This is a genomic window from Acidovorax sp. 59 (assembly GCF_002754175.1).
In the GTDB taxonomy this organism is placed as follows: domain Bacteria; phylum Pseudomonadota; class Gammaproteobacteria; order Burkholderiales; family Burkholderiaceae_C; genus Acidovorax; species Acidovorax delafieldii.
In genome coordinates this window covers 2,667,948-2,684,737 of sequence record NZ_PEET01000001.1, presented here as the reverse complement: position 1 = coordinate 2,684,737, position 16,790 = coordinate 2,667,948, and the positions used below count along the sequence as shown (strand labels likewise).

The following is a 16,790-nucleotide window of genomic DNA, read 5'->3' as shown; positions in this document are numbered from 1 at the left end:
AGTTCGCCTTTTGTTTTTTGCCTTCTGAAAGATCGACCATGTTTGAATCCATCCGCAAGCACTCCAAGATCGTGATGATCTTCTTGTTCTTGCTGATCATTCCTTCGTTTGTGCTGGTAGGCATCGACCGCAACTATTTCTCTGAAAAGAGCCCTGTGGTAGCCCGTGTCGATGGCAACAACATCAACCAGACGGACTGGGACAATGCCCATCGCATGGAGACAGACCGCATTCGCGCCCAGTCTCCCTCGGTCGATCCCAAGTTGCTGGACTCTCCCAGCGCCCGGTATGCCACGCTGGAGCGCCTGGTGCGTGACCGTGTGCTGGCGGCTGCCGCGCAAAAGATGCACCTCGTGACCAGCGATGCGCGCCTGGCCCGCAGCCTGCAGGAGATTCCCGCCATTGCGGGACTCAAGCGCCCGGACGGTACGCTGGACGCCGATGCCTATCGCGCACTGGTCGCTGCTCAAGGCCTGACGCCCGAAGGTTTCGAAGCCAATGTGCGCCGCGACATCTCGGTGAACCAAGTGATGGGTGGCGTGGTGAGCTCCGCGTTTGGCTCCGATGCGCAGGTCAAACTTGCGCTCGACGCTTTGTATGAGCGCCGTGAGATCCAGGTGGCCCGATTCAACGCTGCCGACTTCGCCAGCAAAGTCACCCCGACAGATGCAGACCTGGAGGCCTACTACAAGGCCCATCCCGCCCTGTTCCAGCAACTGGAACAGGCAGCCATCGAATACGTGGTGCTGGATCTCGATAGCGTGCGGGCGTCCATCACCCTGGGTGAAGACGACCTGCGTACTTACTACAAAGAGAATGTGGCTCGCATGACGGCGAAGGAAGAGCGCCGCGCCAGCCACATCCTGGTAAACGCTCCCAAGGATGCATCCGCCGCGGACCGCGAGAAGGCCAAGGCCCGTGCCACTGAACTGCTGGCCCAGGTGCGCAAGGCTCCCGGCAGCTTTGCTGATGTGGCCAAGAAATCCTCTGACGACAAGGGCTCGGCCGTTGCGGGCGGAGACCTGAACTTCTTTGCCCGGGGTGCGATGGTCAAGCCCTTTGAAGAAGCTGCGTTTGCGCTGAAAAAGGGCGAAATCAGTGATCTGGTGGAAACCGAGTTTGGTTATCACATCATCCAGCTCACCGACATCAAGACACCCCGCCAGCCCAGCTTTGAAGAACTGCGCCCCACCATGGAAGCAGAGCTCAAGCAGCAGCAGGCGCAGCGCAAGTTTGCCGAGGTGGCAGAGTCCTTCACCAACGGTGTGTATGAGCAGGCAGACAACCTCCAGCCCGTGGCCGACAAGCTCAAGCTGAAGATCCAGACTGCCAAGGGCGTGACCCGGACCCCTGCCGCAGGTGCCAAGGGCCCTCTGGCCAACGCGAAGTTCCTCGAAGCACTTTTTGCGACCGACTCGCTGCAAAACAAGCGCAACACCGAGGCGGTGGAAGTGGGCCCCAGCCAGATGGCTGCTGGTCGTGTGACCACCTACACCCCTGCATTGACACTGCCCTATGACGAAGTGAAGGCCCGTGTTCGCACCTTGTATGTGGCTGAGAAATCTGCCGAACTCGCACGCAAGGAGGGCGAGGCCAAGCTCAATGCATGGAAGGCTGCCCCGTCTTCTGCCACAGGCTTGGCCGCAGCGACTGAAGTCTCCCGCGAACAGACCCAGAACCTGCCGCGTGCCCTGATCGACGCCGCGCTGCGGGCTCCCTCCGAAGCGCTGCCAGGCTGGACGGGGGTGGATTTGGGCGCTGCGGGTTATGCCGTGGTCAAGGTCAACCGCGTCGTGCCGCGCCAGGCACCGGACGCGCGGCGTGCGCAGCAGGAGCGCCAACAATACGTGCAGTGGTTGGCCACGGCCGAAGGGCTGGCGTACTATGAACTGCTCAAGCAGCGCTTCAAGGTGCAGATCAAGGCACCGCGTCCTGAGGCGGCGGCAACAGTGACTGCAGAAAATTAAGAGATTTGATGTCCGGGACCAAAATCCCGGGCTATAATACAAAGCTACGGTGGCTGTAGCTCAGTTGGTAGAGTCCAGGATTGTGATTCCTGTTGTCGTGGGTTCGAGCCCCATCAGCCACCCCAAAATAGCAAAGCGCTGCAGCAGAAATGTTGCAGCGCTTTTTGCTTTGGGCTTGTATTGAATTTCGCTTTGCGTCTGCCCCTGTGCAGCGTTGTGCGTCAAGGGGGTTTTCTCACCATCAAAGCCCCGCCTCTCGCTCACCACAGCCCCACACGGCGCATACTGCATGCTCCACTTTTTGGGAGTTTCTGATGAGCCTTGTGATTCGCGACGCGTCGCCCAGTGAAAAGCGCGGCAACGCCATGTCTGCGGCCTTGGCCAAAGAGCAACTTCAATACGCGGTCCAGATCGTGCGCGACGTGTTGCCGCAGAGCGCTGGCGATGCGGCATTGATCGGCGCCGTGGTGCAGGCCATTGCCATGAATTACGCCGCTGTGCCGCAGCCCAATCGTTAGGGTTGGGGCTGTACGCGACGGGGTGCTTGATCCACATCCGTCATCCAGCCCGCGCGCGCATTGCTTGGCTGTTCCACACTCGTCAGAAAGGATTGATTGGTATGAGTGGGGAGATTGAAAGCTACCAGCTGGGCGGCCCCGGAGGAGTTCACATAGCGCCTTGAAACCCGCATCAATGCTGGGTTTCATTTTTTCGATTTAGAAAAGTACCGTCAAAAGTACCGTCATTTGTGAAAGTGTCCCCGTGTCGCACCCTCCCCACACGTCGGCTGGGCTACGCGTTTGAATGTTTTCAAACAGGTGCATTTTTCTGCGCGTGAGGAACTGCGGGGTGTCGTGAAGTCCGTTAACCTAGACTTTTGCTACCCCCCCGCGTTCCCGCACAGCACGCAAGACAACTTGTAGGCGGCTGCATGAATCCTCACGCTCTGGCTGCAATCGGCCAGAAGCGGTCGGTCACCGCTAATGAAAGCAGACGTTCAATGGTTGACTTAACTCGCCTGGGCAAGCGATGCGAAGCCACTCTCGCACAGGTCCGAGTTGACTCAAATCTCAGGCATTACCGCCCGGAGGTTGCGGAAGATAGGCATCAACTGGAAATTCGGTTTCCTCGCCATCCTCCTTCGCAAGGAGTAGTCTGCCTCCTTTGCTCTTGAAGTCATGCAATAGGCTGAACGCCAGCCGTGTGGCAAGGCAAAGCGCCTGAAGTGAGTCGTTTCCCGCGATGTCCGCCAACCTGCCGTAAAGGGGGGACACTGCGACAGGACAGCGCCATACTTCCGGATCAGTAGTTTCTCGGTACGGGGTACCTATGGTCACTGATATGGCGATGTACTCACCTGCTGCGGTGACTCCTGTGATAGTTGTTGCAGCAATCTCGCTCATAGATACCTAACTCAATGTATCCCGCAAAGCCTGCGGGAAAAACTCGGTGGAAGTAGTCGAAAGTGGGCTCTCAACATTGCAACTCAGCGGGCGAAGCTGCTCGACAGTTGCAATGACACGTTTAGCCATCAGCGCGTGCAGTAGCTCGGACCCTTGCCACACTTTTCCAAGTGTCTTCATCGGGTTCAAGCTCCGGAAAAGCGGCCACCGCTGGATTGATTACCTCTATGGTTATTTCTGCCATGGCGCGAGCGAAGTTGAGCTTCAGCCTTTCTTGATCCAGCGCCGGTAACCCTACGATCGCATCGATTAACGCAGCGTTCAACGCAGCCATAGCGTCAATTCCCCCGTCCCGAACAATGCGCGCGCAATCGATGTTGGGTAGTGTCATGTTTCCTCGCTGGATGGTTGCCTAACGTCGGCCTTGCCCCGCCCCTCTGCTGCTGCAATTCACGGGGTTGCTTGATCATGTCCGTGACTGATCGAATACGTTACACACATTAAACCGCGCACCGAGTGGGACGTCTACATTGCCAGTAGATCAACAGATGACCGCTTGCACGGTCTCTGTCTAAGGACAGCTCTGGGCCCACAGCCGCCCTTCAGTTCATGCACGCAAAGCGGTCGTCTAATGGGGCCTACTACATGAATTTAACAGTTAGCTTCGCATGGAACCATTTGCGTTCGTAGATCTGCTGGAGGACGGGCCGTCGCCCAGGGTGCTAGCGCGACTGTCTTTTCTTTCGACAGAAGCAGGTGGTCGCAGTGGGCCTTGCTGGGGGGTGTACAGACCGAATCACAACTTCGGCGGCCCAGATGACCGGCAGTTCTACATCGGACAAGTTCAGGTTCCAGAGGGCGAAGTTGTTCAACCTGGGGAGACTCGAAATCTGGAGGTTTGGTTTCTCAACGGACCTGGTCTTTCTGAGCTGCTGCAGGTGGGGTACCAGTGGCGTGTTCAAGAAGGTAAAAAGCTTGTGGCCAACGCTGAAATACTTGAAGTGCTTAGTAAGGGCTAGCCCCTCCACAGCGGGCGTCACATATCAGCTTTCAGAAATACCACTGGCTGCTTCTGGCCGATAGCCGCCATCCTAGCAACCAATTCAGGCGCAAAGACAAGCAGACAGGCTGCACACTCAGCTGGCGAAAATCTAAGCTGATCGCGTGTCTGGGCTCTCAGACAGGTTTTCACGTTGTCCCTTCAGCGCCAAATTCAGCTCCTGAACTAGTTTGCGCAGTGCGGCTCTTTGCCCGCCTTTGTAGGCATTACGCGCTGCCACCGCTTTTCCTTCTAGGCTTGCGGGGCCGGTGGATTGGTTCCAGGGCTTCCACCGTTGGATGGCCTCGCGCTGGCGTTGTCGCTGCTCTGTCGTCCATGTCCGTGCTGCCATGCTGCGGCCCCTCTAATAGTTCGTCTGGCGCGGTTCTCGGTTTTCTCGCACGCGCGCGGGCGTGCGTAATGGTCTCGAAACCCTCGTTGTTCACCTGCTGCGGCCCGTGGGCGATGTTGGCCTGCTTGGCAAAGATCACGGGCGGGTTCTTGATGGCCGCCAATGTCTCAAGCGTGGCGCGGCATTGGCCCTGGGCCTTGAGTGCCAGTCGCATATAGCGCTCGGTGGCGTCCATGTATTCGCCCATGTTCAGTGCTGCCCGCCGGGCCATCTCGTTAAAGATGGCGTCCAGCGTTGCGGCTTGCGCCGTGAGGGTGGTTTCTGCGTGCTTGAGGTCGCCGCCGTGGGTGGTGTCCACGCGCTTCTTCAACGTCAATACGCACTCGGTCACGTCCAGTGTGCCAAACGTGCCCTTTGCAAATGTGCGTGCGGTCATCGCATTGACCGCAACGCTGCCCAACGCCATTGCCGCGATTTGGGCGGCGTATGTCTGCGCCGGGTCTTTGTGTAGCTGCAGGGTGTTGGGGTCGGCGTTGCCGGTTTGCACCGCAGGGGCCTGGGCCTTCTTGGTCATCGTGTGTGCCCCTTGAACCCTGGGCAGTGCTGAGGCGTCACCACCAGCACATGCGCCAGCCCTGCGTCTGCTGGGCGGGTGCAGATGGCGGCCTGTTTCCAGTTCCCGCAGCCCCAGCGGCCCACGCCTTGCAAGTGGGCGCACTCCAGGCACAGTCGGCGGCTGTCGTTGTCCCTGTCCCGCGTCACCAGCTTGTCGGCCAGGGCTTCGGCGTCGTCCAGGGACAGCCCCTTGTCGGTGAAGCGCGCCAGCCGCGCCGTGAAGGCGTCAATCTCCGCCGTGCTCATCGCAGAGCTATGGGGCCAGCACCAGCGGTCAGGGTCTGAGGTGGCTTCGTTGGCCGGTGGCTGCTGTGGGGCTGTGAAGTTTTCAGAAGGCCCATCGGGGCACGCTACAAAACCTACGAAACCGGGTTCTGTAGGTTTCGTAGCGTTGGCGTCTGGGGTTGGTGCCGATTTCAGGCGCTGTAGCCACTTCATCACGCGCCCCCCTTCATCAGCACGGGGTGCAGCATGTATCGCTCGCTGGGCCTGCCGCCTGCCGCGCCGCTGGGCGTGGCCTCACGCTCCAGCCAGCCATAGTCGGCCAGCAGGTCGGCGGCCTTGCGCACGGCGTCTGGTGTGCCCAGTCCTGCCCAGTGCTTCACCGCGATCTGTCTGGGCGTGAAGGCGTCTAGCAAAGTCCCGTCACTGTCAGCCAGCTTGCCCGCCTTGATCTTGTCCAGCAGTTGCTTGGCTGCGCTGGTTTCGGGCATCACCGCTGCGGCATACAGGCGCTCGGCATGGGTGCGCAGGTAGTCGGCCCATGCCAATGCGCGGATCAGCTCGCGCTCGTGGATCAGGTGTCCGCTTTCGGGCGTGTCCACCAGGGCAAAGATCAGCGCCAGGGCTGGCACCAGCTTGCGGTACTTGGCAAGGTGCGACACCAGGGCCGGGTGCAGTTCCTCCCCGCGCAGCTCCGTCTCAAACGGGATCAGCCATTCCTCAAACAGAGCCTGTGCTTCAGGGGTGAAGCGCCATTCCTGCGCATCGCTGTCGGTGGACGGTTTTAGCTGGTTCAGGCGCTCAAACACCGCCCATGCAGCCTGCTTTGCAGGGGTGTCGGGCCACCGATCCACATAGACAAATTCGCGGTTCACATCGGGCCACACCGTCAGCCCAAAGCGCTGCAGCAGGCCATCATCACCCGCACCGCCTGCCACCGCCTCGCGCACATAGCTCTGCACCTTGCCGGGCTGGATGCCGCCCAGCATTGCCAGACACACGCGGGGCACAAATGATTCACCGCGCCCGATGCGATCCACGGCGTGGCCTTGGTTGCCGTCATAGCCCGTCAGGTAGAAGCCCCGCGCGCCTTCTTGCCCCTGTTTGTCCATGCTGCACAGCAGTCCGTGGATCTCATCGCGGTAAACCAGCGTGCCCCACTGATTCACCGTCAGCAGCTCGGCCAGCTTTTCCACCGTGGCATCGTTGACCACGTAGCGCCGCATGGTGGGCTCTGCGGTCAGGTTGTCGGCTGGCTGCAGCAGCGCCCGCGCTTTGGCCGGGTCTTTGGCAGCCTGGGCTGCGGCCTGCTTTTCATTGGCCTTGGCGGCCAGCTCGGCCACCTTGCAATCGAGTTGCCAGGCTTCGTGCGCTGCCTGCCACTGTTCCCGCTCTGTTTTTTCAAGGCGCTGCAGGGGCTTCAATACCTCGCTCAGTGCGGGCGACTTCATCACACCAGGGCGGCCCACAATGGCGCCCCACAGATTGGGCGTCACTGCCCAATCGTCGCGGGCCTTGGGCTTGACCACAGCACGCGCACCGATCAGGCTGGAGAGCGCCACCACAGCCCCCACCGCTGTGAAGTCGGGCGGGCACTGCATACGGTCTGCAATGTCGGCCACCCAGCACCGCAGGGCCTCCGGCAGCAGCTCTGCATCAAACGGTGCCACGGGCGGCAGGCCACTCGGCAGGGACACGGGGTGAGGCCAGCCGCTGTCGGTGGGTGCCATCACGGCACCATCAATGCACGCCTTCACCGCGTCCAGCCCCTGCAGTTGGTGCAGGTCGTTAAAGTCCGTCGCCTTCTCTGGGCGGCTGTCGCCAAAGTCAGGTTTTGACAGGTCGCCGCCTACCGCCTGCGCTGCCTCGGTGGCTTTGGTCAGGCCTGGGTTTCCATCGGTGCGCCAGTCATCGTCGGCGGCCATGATGATGCGCAGCGCCGGGTATTTGCCGTGCAGCGCCTGGGCCACGGGCAGCAGGTTGCCCGCGTTGAAGGCCACCGCCACCGCGTGGCCCGTGGCCTCATGGATGCTGGCACCGGTGGCGAAGCCCTCGCACACTACCAGCACGCCTTGGGGCTTGCCCATGGAGTGATAGCAGCCCACCACCCGCCCGCCGGGCAGGAATCGCTTGTCGCCATCGGGCGCAATGGTCTGCAGGCTGTGCAGGGCGCCATCCACATCACGCAAGGGGATCACCAGCCGCTGCCCATCACACCGTGCGCCGTGGGGCTGTATGCCCTTGCGTGCCAGGTACTCATGCTGCATGGCCGGTGTTGCGGCCTGCCACAGCGCCGCCGCTGTCTGGCGCGCCTGCTGCTGGCGTTGGGCCTGCTCTGCATCGCGCTGTGCCTTCATGGCCTTGATGCGCTGGCGGTGTGCATCGCGCTCGGCCTGGGTCATCGCCGTGTCGGGCTTGCTGCTCCAGGTCTGTGACCAGCCATTGCGCCAGCAGCCAAACACGCCCGCCGCGATGCCGTCCGGGTGCAGCACATACCAGCCCGAGTCGTCGCCACGCTTGCCGCTGGTGTTGAAGCGGTGCAGGCTTCCATCAGCCTCAATCGTGGGCGGGGGTGGCAGGCCCGCCGCCTCCATGGCGGAGCTGAATCCATCAATGGCGCTCTGCATGGTGGCCCCCCTTGGCTTCCAGCACGTAGAGCCCCACGCGGTGTTTGCCACCGCCTTCGGTTTCTACCGTCTGCCAGTGCGTGCGGATCACATCACCGGCATGGCGCAGTTGCATCACCCGTGCGCGCGGGTCGTAGCAGTCCAGATAGCGTGAAGCCTCAAACGTGGTGAGTGCAAAGCGGGCCAGCGCAACCCGGATGCGCGTGCATTGCGCCGTGGTGTCGGTGCCCGGATGCGCGGCCAGAATCTCGGCCAGGGCCTGCCGCTTGGTTGCGTCGGTATGCATGGTGTGCCCCCTTACGCATCGGCGGTGTGTTGGTTGATCCACGCGCGCACGTCGCCCACCTTCCATGCCGTCACACGCTCAGACAGGCGGTGCGGCTTAGGGAAGGTGCCCGCCTTCACCTTGCGCCACAGGGTAGGCGCGCTGAAGGGCAGGGGGGCAGGGCTGTCGGGGCGCTTGGGGCTCTGTACCAATTGCGCTTCGCGGATGAATGCGCTGTCGGGCAGGGCGTCGAATATGGAGGGCGCAGCGACTTGGGTGTTGTAGTGGATCACTGCAGCACCTCCTTGGCGGATTGTTGGCTGCGCGTGCGGGTGGCGCTTTCCAGATATTGCGCCACGGCCTTGCGTGGGTAGAGGTAGCGATTACCCAGCAGGATGTATGCGGGGCCGGTCCCGCGCTTTCGCCATGCCTCCACCGTGCTTTGGGATAGCTTTCCCAAAAGCATCACGTCCGTTTCGGTCAGGCAGTCCAGTTTGTCTGCCAATGCGCGCAGGCGGTCTAGTTGAGACTCTGCTGCTTGTTGAATGGTGGTTTCCATTTCCCATTTCCTTTCTGGCGTTTGCCAAAAGTGACTGATGGGTGAATGGTGTTTTTTTAGCTGCTTTAAGTCATTACCCGTCTGCTGGCATACCGTCCGGTTTGCTGGCAGACGGGGTATCTTTCAGCCACACCTCGCGCATTTGCTTTTCAGTTATCGAAACTTGGTATTCGTTATGAACACGCCTTACGTAATCTCTTGCAAATGCTGATTTGTTTTCACTGTAAGCCGACTTATGTTTAGCCCATTCTGCAACCACGAACGCCTTAGCTCGATTGGTTGGACCATGCTTTCTAAGTGCAGCTCGGCGTGCCTTATCTTTATTGAAATCCGCTAGACGCTGCTCCATATCGACTTCCATCTCATTTGTGATTTCGATATGGCGTTCATATTTCAGTGCCAAGCCAAATGCCAAGGCTGCATCAAAGGCAGAATTCGCCGCACTGATGAGTCTTGCGGCAACGGGGCCATCCTCCGAAAAGCCAAGATCCTCCTCTGGACATTCAAGTGTTTCAACGCAACTCGCCACTAACATCAGCGCAAGCACTGCCGCGCACTTTACTGGACAGGATCCGGGCTCTTCGGGGTCGGTGGGGCCCCATCCAACATCCGTCGCGAAGCTCAATGCCTCTACTTCTGAGGGTTCTTCATATTCCTCCTCAAACTTCTCCAGATCGGCTTCGTTGTTGCTTTCTACTCTTTCAAGCGCCGTGTTGTAGAAGTATTCCCGAACACGCTCGACTTGATAATCGACATCTTTTTCAATCCAAAGGATTTGATCCTTTGGCACTTCTTTGAGAAGTTCTCTTGCTTTCCAAGCTACATCGAAAAGCCCGAAGAACGGGTAAAGCGGAACGTTACCTTCCAAGGGGTCGAATTTTTCAAAACAATCCATGCGTTCCCTCGCGCTCCCTGAAAAGGTGCCAGCCCAGCCCGTCAGGGGAAACGGGTTTTCGGGGATCAGCCTAGGGCTGGCAAATCGGTCAGCGTTGCATCATGCAGCGCCATGCAACGGGATTACATCGGCCCCCTTGCGTAACTTGTCCAAATAGTCCGCCCACTCTTTCATCATCCGGCGTCGTTGCTCCATGAATTCGGCTCGGTCATAGGCGGCCCCCAGCGGCCCCGACTTGCCGTGCGCCAGTTGGGCTTCAATAACATCGGCGGATATGCCGTGGATGCGCTCAATCATCAGCGTGCGCGCCATGGCGCGGAACCCGTGGGCGCTCATCTCGTCGGAGGCAAAGCCCATGCGCCGCAGGGCTGCATTGATGGTGTTGTCGCTCATGGCTCGCTCGCCCGTGCGCAGGCTGGGGAACACGTAGCGGCCATGGCCCGTGAGGGGTTGCAGCTCTTTCAGGATGGCGATGGCCTGCCGGGCCAGGGGCACAAAGTGCGGTCTGCCGTTGATCTTCTGTGCTAGCCGCCGCTTCATGTCCTGGGATGGAATGGTCAGCAAGGCTTTGTCGAAGTCGATCCACGCCCATTCCATCTGCCGGATGTTGCCGGGGCGCTGAAAGAGCAGGGCAGACAGCGCCAGCGCCGCCTTGGTCATGGGCTGGCCGGTATAGTCGTCAATGGCCCGCAGCAGCTCGCCCGCTTTGGCTGGCTCCAGCAGGGCAGCCATGTGCTTGACCACGATGGGCTTCAATGCGCCGTGCAGGTCAGTCACGGGGCTGCGCTCGCAGCGCCCGGTCTGCACACCGTAGCGGAACACCTGCCCGGCGGTCTGGCGCAGGGTGTGGGCGGTTTCGTTGGCCCCGCGCTTCTCTACCTTGCGCAGTGCGTCCAGCAGCACGGGCGCGGTGATGGCGGGCAGCGTGAGCTTGCCGATGTACGGGAACAGGTCTTTCTCCATCCGCTCGATCCATCGCGCCGCATAGCGGGGGCTCCAGCCGCTGGCCTGGGTGGCGTGGAATTCGCGGGCCACTGCTTCAAAAGTGTTGGCTGCGGCTACGCGGGTTGCCAGCTTCTCGGCCTTCTTGGCTGCGCTGGGGTCCAGCCCTTCGGCCAGAAGTTCGCGGGCTTCATCACGGCGCTTGCGGGCCTTGGCTAGAGAGACTGCGGGGTACACGCCAATCGCCAGGGTTTTCTGCTTGCCCAGATGGCGGTAGCTCAAGCGCCAATACTTGCCAGCCGGTTTGACGTGCAGGTACAGGCCCTGCCCATCCGCGTGCTTCTCGCCCGTGGCAGAGCCAGCGGGCTTGACGTTCTTCACAAAGGTGTCTGTAAGTGCCATGCGTGCCCCTGTTGTTGGTATCTGCTCCGTTGGTATGCAGAGATACCGGCAGAAGTACCAACTTTTTGTTGGTATGTCATGGTACGCAGTGAAATGGCGTGAGACAACAAAAAACCCGCAACGCTAGGAAACGTGCGGGTTCTGAGAGGTAGTGAGACTGTGTGAAGGTCTGTTTTGGCCTGCCCGGAGGGACTCGAACCCCCGACCTATAGCTTAGAAGGCTATTGCTCTATCCAGTTGAGCTACGGGCAGATGGATGTTGGCCGACTGTGTGGCCGGACGGGCTTGCGGCGTGTCCGCATCTGCGTAACGCAGGACGCTAATCATACCCGCCCTGGCCCGTGCTCTTGGCGCTGCTGCAGGGGCGATTTTGCTGCCGTTATGGTGATGCGGTTATAACCGGGCCATCCCCCTTGACTGCCCGCCTCACTGGAGCATTTGCCCATGCCACACAGCGTCACGCTGATCCACACCATTGCTGCCGCCTTGGGCCTGGCGTTGGTGCTGGGCTTTCTGGCCGCCCGTCTGCGGCTGCCAGCATTGGTGGGGTACTTGCTGGCAGGGGTGGCCATCGGCCCGTTCACTCCCGGTTTTGTCGCAGATGCGGCCTTGGCCAGCCAGCTGGCGGAGATCGGTGTGATGCTGCTGATGTTTGGCGTGGGCCTGCATTTTTCGTGGGGAGACCTGCTGGCCGTGCGCAAGATTGCCGTGCCGGGTGCTGTGGTGCAGATGATCGTGGCGACCTCGCTGGGTATGGCGTTGGCCCTGTGGTGGGGCTGGGGCATGGGTGGTGCCCTGGTTTTTGGTCTGGCACTGTCGGTGGCCAGCACGGTGGTGCTGTTGCGTGCGCTGGAGACCCTGGGGATTCTGGACAGCTACACCGGACGCATCGCAGTGGGCTGGCTGGTGGTGGAGGACCTCGCCATGGTGCTGGTACTGGTGCTGCTACCCCCGCTGGGGGGATGGCTGGGAGGCGGCACCGGGGCCGACCTGGATGCTGCGCAGCTCTGGCGCACGCTGGGTTGGACCCTGCTGCAGGTCGGCGCGTTTGTGGTGCTGATGCTGCTGGTCGGGCGCCGGCTGTTTCCCTGGCTGTTATGGCAGGTGGCTCGCACAGGCTCGCGTGAGTTGTTCACGCTGTGCGTGGTGGCCGCAGCGGTGGGCATTGCGTTCGGGTCGGCTGCGCTGTTTGGCGTGTCGTTTGCGCTCGGGGCCTTCTTTGCCGGCATGGTGATGCGCGAGTCCGAGTTCAGCCACCGCGCTGCGCATGAGTCGCTGCCCTTGCGCGATGCCTTTGCCGTACTCTTTTTCGTGTCGGTCGGCATGCTCTTCAACCCCGCCGTCTTGTGGGAGCGCCCCCTGCAAGTGTTGGCAGTGGTCGCCATCATCATGCTGGGCAAGACGGTGGCCGCTGCGGGCCTGGTGCTGGCGTTCCGTTACCCGCTCAACACAGCGCTCACCGTATCGGCCAGCCTCGCGCAGATAGGTGAGTTCTCGTTCATTCTGGTCGCACTGGGTTCTTCGTTGGGGCTGCTGCCGCCAGAGGGGGCCAGCTTGGTATTGGCGGGGGGCCTGTTCTCCATGGCGCTCAACCCGTTGTTGTTCCATGCCATTGCGCCGTTGCAGGGCTGGCTGCGTGCCCGATCGGCGCTTGCGCGGCGGCTGGAGCAGCGGGATGACCCTTTGGCCGAACTGCCCACCAGCACCGATTCGCGTTACCTCGCGCGGCAGGTGGTTCTGGTGGGGTACGGCCGGGTAGGGCGGCGTGTGGCGGCAACGCTGGCGGCCAACGATGTTCCGTTTGTGGTGGCGGAGCAGAACCGGGAGTTGGTGGAATCCTTGCGGGCCGATGGCGTGGCCGCCGTGTTTGGTGACGCGGTGGAGCCTGCCGTGCTGATCCAGGCCCACATTGCGCGGGCCGCCATGCTGGTGGTGGCCACCCCGGACGCGCTGCAGGTGCGCCAGATGATCGAGACGGCGCAGACCCTGAACCCGGGCATCGACATCGTGGTGCGCAGCCACAATGAGGACGAGGCCCAGCGGCTGGTGCAGGAATGCAGCCATGCCCAGGTGTTCCTGGCAGAAGATGCCTTGGCACAGGCGATGGCACGCCATGTGCTGGAGCGTGCCCGGGACCGCCAGGCCCGCGCCACGCGGCCCGCGCCACTGCATGGATCGGCATGATTTGAAAGAAATCTGCCTGTAGCGCTAGAAGAATATGCCTGGGCAGCTATAAAATTGGTAGCAATAGTGCGTCTGCAGCCACAGTCGCAGCGCAGTATCCGGGCAGCGTCCTCACGGAGCGTCCCACCTGACCCCGCCAAGAACGCAGACCTCAGCCTCGCGCCATGCAGCGACCTGCCGCAAGGCACGGATCAATCTGTTTCTTCAAATACCAGAGATGGCACGGCCATCACGCGGGCGCTTTGGCCCAGGTCCTGGATCAGGTGGTTGGCAAAGTAGCTGTTCTGCGTGTCGGGCTCCAGCGCTGCCACGGCCAGATTGGCACGCGGCTGGTTCAGGGGCACATAGAAGCTGCCAGCAGGTGCATCAATGGCGCTGCGTACGGCAGACACTTGCACACGCACGATGTCGCCACCACCAGCAATGGTGCCGATCACGTCCTGGCGGTTGCCGGTTTCGCGTGCGGTTTCGCGGTAGCTCTCGGCCAGGACAGAACCGGGCTCTGCCACCCGCATGACCTGGATGCCCAGCTGGCGAAGGCGTTCCACTGCACCGCTGGCGTCTGCCGACAGCCAATAGCCGCAGGGCCGCGCGCGCACCTTGGTGTTGCGCAGCGTCAGCGATGAGTTCCAGTCCACGCGAATGCTGCGATCGGCGCCGGTCTCGGGGTCCAGAAAATCCAGATCGCGCTGGGTGGGCGTGGCCTCCGCTTCAATGACCACCTGGTCGCGGCAGGCCAGGGCGCTGACGTCGCGGGCCACGAACGAGCGTACCTGCTCCAGGTTGGCCGCCCGCTCGGCGGTGGTCCGCAGCGCGCTGGTGATGGCGGTGACCTGGGCATGCACGCGGCGCTGGATGTGCATTCGGCCAATGCCCACCCCACGGGTCTCGATCAGCAGGCTGACCGTGTTCTTGAGGCCATGGACGTTGCGCCCCGTGTCGGGCTGAGTGCCCCCCATGGAGATGCGCTTGTCCTGCAGGTTGGTCGAGGTGGTGTAGTACCAGTCACTCGTCAGGCCCTGGGCCTTGAGGGCCGCCACCATGGGCTGGTGAAACCATTCCTGCGATGCCTTGGTGAGGAACTCCGGATAGTTGGCAGTGGTGGTGTATTGCAGCAGTGCGTCGTAGCGCTGGATGGCGTTGAACTTCTGCAGATAGCGGCCCACCACGGTGTATTCATGGGCGTCCACGACCAGGATGGGGCGGTAGTCGTTGATGACCTGCGCAATGGCGCGGGCCTCGGGCGTGTTGAGCAACAGGTGGTCGCGGTTCAGGTCCACGCCGTTGGCGGTGACGCGGGTGCCCACCTCGGCGCCATCGGGGTTGGCGCGGGGCACCACCACCACGTTGATGCGGTCCAGCAGCGGCTCGAGCAGGCCCTGGGCCAGCTCACGGCTGATGACCAGCAGTGCCTCACTGCCTGCGGGTTCGTCGCCATGCTGCTGGCCGATCAGCACAACGGTGGGGCGACCGCTCTTGTCCAGGCTGGCAGGGTCAGTGCCTGCGGCACGGGTGAGCAGCAGGCCCTGGATGGGCTCGCCGCGTTGCGAGGTGCCAATCTGCAGCAACTGCGCGCGTGTGCCGCCACGGGGCACGCCGTCGCTCAGCCCGCGCAGCCATTGGCCCAGCTCGGCATTGGTGGTGAAGGCCCTGCGGTCGGCACCCAGGCCGGGTGTGCTGTAGACCACAGAAGGGTTGGGGAACCGCGCGGCCACCGCATCGCCATAGGGCGGCGCCATGGGCGCCTCGTCGCGCACCAAGAGCGGCGCGGACGGGGGCAGGGGGCTGGCCACCACGGCAGCCCGTTGTGGCGGCAGCTGCGAGGGCGTTTGCTGTCCCAGCGGTGCGGGTACCACCGTACCTTGTTGTACGCGCGGCAGTGGCGCGGGGGCGCTGCGCTGCTGGGCAGTGGGGGTGGATGGCCAAGGGGGCAGTGGGGTGCTGCCGCAGGCTGTCAGCAGCAGTGCTGCCAGCGTGGCCGGGGCGGCCCAGCGCGCAATCCGTGGTTCAGGACGGGAAAGCGGGGCGGTATCGGCGCTGCGGCGCAGGAAATTGTGCTGGGTCATGGTGTGGGCTGCCAGAGAGAGCCCCTGGTGTGGGGCGAGTGGGGCGCTTTGTACGTGGATGTTACCTGCGCGCACCCGCCTCTCCTTGTCAGCGTACATCCCGTTGCAAACCCGTGGCGCCGTGGGCTGACGCAGTGATCATCGAGGGGTGTCGCTGGGTGCGGTGGCGTCGGTGGGCGGCGGCGAGATGCTCTGGGCCAGAGGAGAACTGGGCAGTTTCAGGCGCAGCAAGGCGCGCACAAAGCCGTGGTCCGAGCGCGTGCGGTCGCGTCCCTCATGCAGGTGGTCGTTGAAATAGTCCACCCGGCGCACATCGCCCACGCTGTTGCGCCCATTGGGCAGGAACTCCTCGCTGACCAGGATCTGGTCCAGCACATAGGGCGCGCCCTGGTGGATGTGGGAGTAGGCCACGTCCTTTTTCAAGGCGAAATCTCCCTGCAGGTCGTACGCATTGAACAGGGCCACATCACGGGCGGACCGGTCGTAGGCGATGTCGGTGGTGGCGCAGATCAGTTGCGTGGTCACGCTGTCGGGGGTGTCGTTGAAGTCGCCCAGCACTACCAGGGGCACGCTGGTGCGGTGCAGCAGGTCGATCACCAGGCACCGCAGCGCCATGGCCTCGGCGCCGCGCATGATCAGCGAGCGCAGCGATGCCAGTGCGACCACCTTGCGGTCGTCCCTGTCCTCCGTAGGCTGGCCCAATGCGTCCTGCAGAAATTTGGGGCGCTTGGATTTGAGGTGCGCGGTGAGGACGTTGAGGGTTTGGCCGTGCTTCATCCGCAACGTGGCCACGAGGGGTGGGCGCTCGAAGCGCGTGTGTTGGCCAATGCCAGGCACATCCACCTGAAAGCCCCGTGGGAAGTCGGCAAAGGACTGCAATGCCTCGACCTTGAGCCGCGTGGCCAGGCCCACACGGGGCGTTCCCTGTGCGCCCTGTTGGGTGTCGTTGTTCTCGGCCCCTGGTACGGCGACGAAGTCGTAGCGCAAGCCACCCCGACCCAGTGCCCCTTTGAAGGCCGCATCGTCCCAGACCTCCTGCACCGCCAGTACATCGGCGTTCAGTGCCCGAAAGCGCTCGCCCAGCCAGGTGATCTTGCGTTCAAACTCGGTCTGGCTGTAGGGGTCCTGGTTATCGTAGAACAGGCGTCCCGGATTGGCCAGGTTGAGCACATTGCAAGTGGCCACCATGAGGGTGTCCAGCGGTTGGGGGAGTTCGTTGGGGCGCATGAAGGGCGTACAGCGTAGGCGGGGT

General features: G+C 62.2%; 15 protein-coding genes and 2 tRNA genes. 4 read left to right on the top strand and 13 right to left on the bottom strand.

What is annotated here, in order from left to right:
- Positions 1-38: 38 nt before the first annotated feature.
- The 3 genes from CLU87_RS12115 to CLU87_RS12105 all read left to right on the top strand — a co-directional run bounded on the left by CLU87_RS12115 (position 39) and on the right by CLU87_RS12105 (position 2,485).
- Positions 39-1,967, top strand: coding sequence for a SurA N-terminal domain-containing protein (locus tag CLU87_RS12115; protein ID WP_099730605.1), 1,929 nt, complete (start codon positions 39-41; stop codon positions 1,965-1,967).
- A 49-nt stretch (positions 1,968-2,016) separates the two neighbouring features.
- Positions 2,017-2,092 (top strand) — tRNA-His (locus CLU87_RS12110).
- 189 nt (positions 2,093-2,281) lie between these two features.
- A complete protein-coding gene (locus CLU87_RS12105) occupies positions 2,282-2,485 on the top strand; it encodes a hypothetical protein (protein WP_056064167.1) in 204 nt (67 codons plus the stop codon).
- Between the two features lie 552 nt (positions 2,486-3,037).
- Here CLU87_RS12105 and CLU87_RS23165 read toward each other — a convergent pair.
- The 11 genes from CLU87_RS23165 to CLU87_RS12055 all read right to left on the bottom strand — a co-directional run bounded on the left by CLU87_RS23165 (position 3,038) and on the right by CLU87_RS12055 (position 11,540).
- Entirely contained in the window at positions 3,038-3,370 is a 333-nt protein-coding gene (locus CLU87_RS23165; protein WP_143227275.1) for a hypothetical protein, read from the bottom strand.
- 121 nt (positions 3,371-3,491) lie between these two features.
- Entirely contained in the window at positions 3,492-3,761 is a 270-nt protein-coding gene (locus tag CLU87_RS12100; protein WP_099730604.1) for a hypothetical protein, read from the bottom strand.
- 875 nt (positions 3,762-4,636) lie between these two features.
- Entirely contained in the window at positions 4,637-5,335 is a 699-nt protein-coding gene (locus tag CLU87_RS12090; RefSeq protein WP_099730602.1) for a hypothetical protein, read from the bottom strand.
- On the bottom strand, positions 5,332-5,622 hold the full coding sequence (locus CLU87_RS12085) for a hypothetical protein (protein ID WP_099730601.1): 291 nt from the start codon (positions 5,620-5,622) through the stop codon (positions 5,332-5,334). Before CLU87_RS12085 ends, CLU87_RS12090 begins: the two co-directional genes overlap by 4 nt.
- A gap of 191 nt (positions 5,623-5,813) precedes the next feature.
- On the bottom strand, positions 5,814-8,225 hold the full coding sequence (locus tag CLU87_RS12080) for a DUF3987 domain-containing protein (RefSeq protein WP_099730600.1): 2,412 nt from the start codon (positions 8,223-8,225) through the stop codon (positions 5,814-5,816).
- Positions 8,209-8,511: a helix-turn-helix domain-containing protein gene (locus CLU87_RS12075; RefSeq protein WP_099730599.1), complete on the bottom strand. Its 303-nt coding sequence runs from the start codon at positions 8,509-8,511 to the stop codon at positions 8,209-8,211. The genes CLU87_RS12080 and CLU87_RS12075 overlap by 17 nt, the downstream gene beginning before the upstream one ends.
- Positions 8,512-8,522: 11 nt before the next feature.
- Positions 8,523-8,783, bottom strand: a complete 261-nt coding sequence (locus CLU87_RS12070; protein ID WP_099730598.1) for an AlpA family transcriptional regulator — start codon at positions 8,781-8,783, stop codon at positions 8,523-8,525.
- Positions 8,780-9,049, bottom strand: coding sequence for an AlpA family transcriptional regulator (locus tag CLU87_RS12065; protein WP_099730597.1), 270 nt, complete (start codon positions 9,047-9,049; stop codon positions 8,780-8,782). The genes CLU87_RS12070 and CLU87_RS12065 overlap by 4 nt, the downstream gene beginning before the upstream one ends.
- A 73-nt stretch (positions 9,050-9,122) precedes the next feature.
- Positions 9,123-9,944 carry a hypothetical protein gene (locus CLU87_RS23160; protein ID WP_143227274.1) on the bottom strand — a complete coding sequence of 274 codons (822 nt, stop codon included), beginning with the start codon at positions 9,942-9,944 and terminating at the stop codon, positions 9,123-9,125.
- Between the two features lie 99 nt (positions 9,945-10,043).
- Positions 10,044-11,288, bottom strand: a complete 1,245-nt coding sequence (locus tag CLU87_RS12060; protein ID WP_099730596.1) for an integrase arm-type DNA-binding domain-containing protein — start codon at positions 11,286-11,288, stop codon at positions 10,044-10,046.
- Positions 11,289-11,463: 175 nt separating this feature from the next.
- Positions 11,464-11,540 (bottom strand) — tRNA-Arg (locus CLU87_RS12055).
- Positions 11,541-11,732: 192 nt separating this feature from the next.
- On the opposite strand from CLU87_RS12055, the gene ybaL reads away from it, so the two are divergent.
- A complete protein-coding gene (gene ybaL / locus CLU87_RS12050) occupies positions 11,733-13,472 on the top strand; it encodes a YbaL family putative K(+) efflux transporter (protein WP_099730595.1) in 1,740 nt (579 codons plus the stop codon).
- Positions 13,473-13,663: 191 nt separating this feature from the next.
- Here ybaL and CLU87_RS12045 read toward each other — a convergent pair whose 3' ends face one another.
- Positions 13,664-15,538 carry a M14 family metallopeptidase gene (locus CLU87_RS12045; protein ID WP_199170822.1) on the bottom strand — a complete coding sequence of 625 codons (1,875 nt, stop codon included), beginning with the start codon at positions 15,536-15,538 and terminating at the stop codon, positions 13,664-13,666.
- 138 nt (positions 15,539-15,676) lie between these two features.
- Positions 15,677-16,765, bottom strand: a complete 1,089-nt coding sequence (locus CLU87_RS12040) for an endonuclease/exonuclease/phosphatase family protein (protein WP_099730594.1) — start codon at positions 16,763-16,765, stop codon at positions 15,677-15,679.
- Positions 16,766-16,790 lie beyond the last annotated feature (25 nt).

What these genes read in the sequence shown, in the direction of transcription:
- ybaL (WP_099730595.1), top strand. Translation starts at nt 11,733, where the DNA reads ATGCCACACAGCGTCACGCTGATCCACACCATTGCTGCCGCCTTGGGC.
- CLU87_RS12040 (WP_099730594.1), bottom strand. Translation starts at nt 16,765, where the DNA reads ATGCGCCCCAACGAACTCCCCCAACCGCTGGACACCCTCATGGTGGCC.
- CLU87_RS12080 (WP_099730600.1), bottom strand. Translation starts at nt 8,225, where the DNA reads ATGCAGAGCGCCATTGATGGATTCAGCTCCGCCATGGAGGCGGCGGGC.
- CLU87_RS12115 (WP_099730605.1), top strand. Translation starts at nt 39, where the DNA reads ATGTTTGAATCCATCCGCAAGCACTCCAAGATCGTGATGATCTTCTTG.
- CLU87_RS23165 (WP_143227275.1), bottom strand. Translation starts at nt 3,370, where the DNA reads ATGAGCGAGATTGCTGCAACAACTATCACAGGAGTCACCGCAGCAGGT.
- CLU87_RS23160 (WP_143227274.1), bottom strand. Translation starts at nt 9,944, where the DNA reads ATGGATTGTTTTGAAAAATTCGACCCCTTGGAAGGTAACGTTCCGCTT.
- CLU87_RS12090 (WP_099730602.1), bottom strand. Translation starts at nt 5,335, where the DNA reads ATGACCAAGAAGGCCCAGGCCCCTGCGGTGCAAACCGGCAACGCCGAC.
- CLU87_RS12065 (WP_099730597.1), bottom strand. Translation starts at nt 9,049, where the DNA reads ATGGAAACCACCATTCAACAAGCAGCAGAGTCTCAACTAGACCGCCTG.
- CLU87_RS12085 (WP_099730601.1), bottom strand. Translation starts at nt 5,622, where the DNA reads ATGAGCACGGCGGAGATTGACGCCTTCACGGCGCGGCTGGCGCGCTTC.
- CLU87_RS12045 (WP_199170822.1), bottom strand. Translation starts at nt 15,538, where the DNA reads ATGACCCAGCACAATTTCCTGCGCCGCAGCGCCGATACCGCCCCGCTT.
- CLU87_RS12060 (WP_099730596.1), bottom strand. Translation starts at nt 11,288, where the DNA reads ATGGCACTTACAGACACCTTTGTGAAGAACGTCAAGCCCGCTGGCTCT.
- CLU87_RS12105 (WP_056064167.1), top strand. Translation starts at nt 2,282, where the DNA reads ATGAGCCTTGTGATTCGCGACGCGTCGCCCAGTGAAAAGCGCGGCAAC.
- CLU87_RS12100 (WP_099730604.1), bottom strand. Translation starts at nt 3,761, where the DNA reads ATGACACTACCCAACATCGATTGCGCGCGCATTGTTCGGGACGGGGGA.
- CLU87_RS12075 (WP_099730599.1), bottom strand. Translation starts at nt 8,511, where the DNA reads ATGCATACCGACGCAACCAAGCGGCAGGCCCTGGCCGAGATTCTGGCC.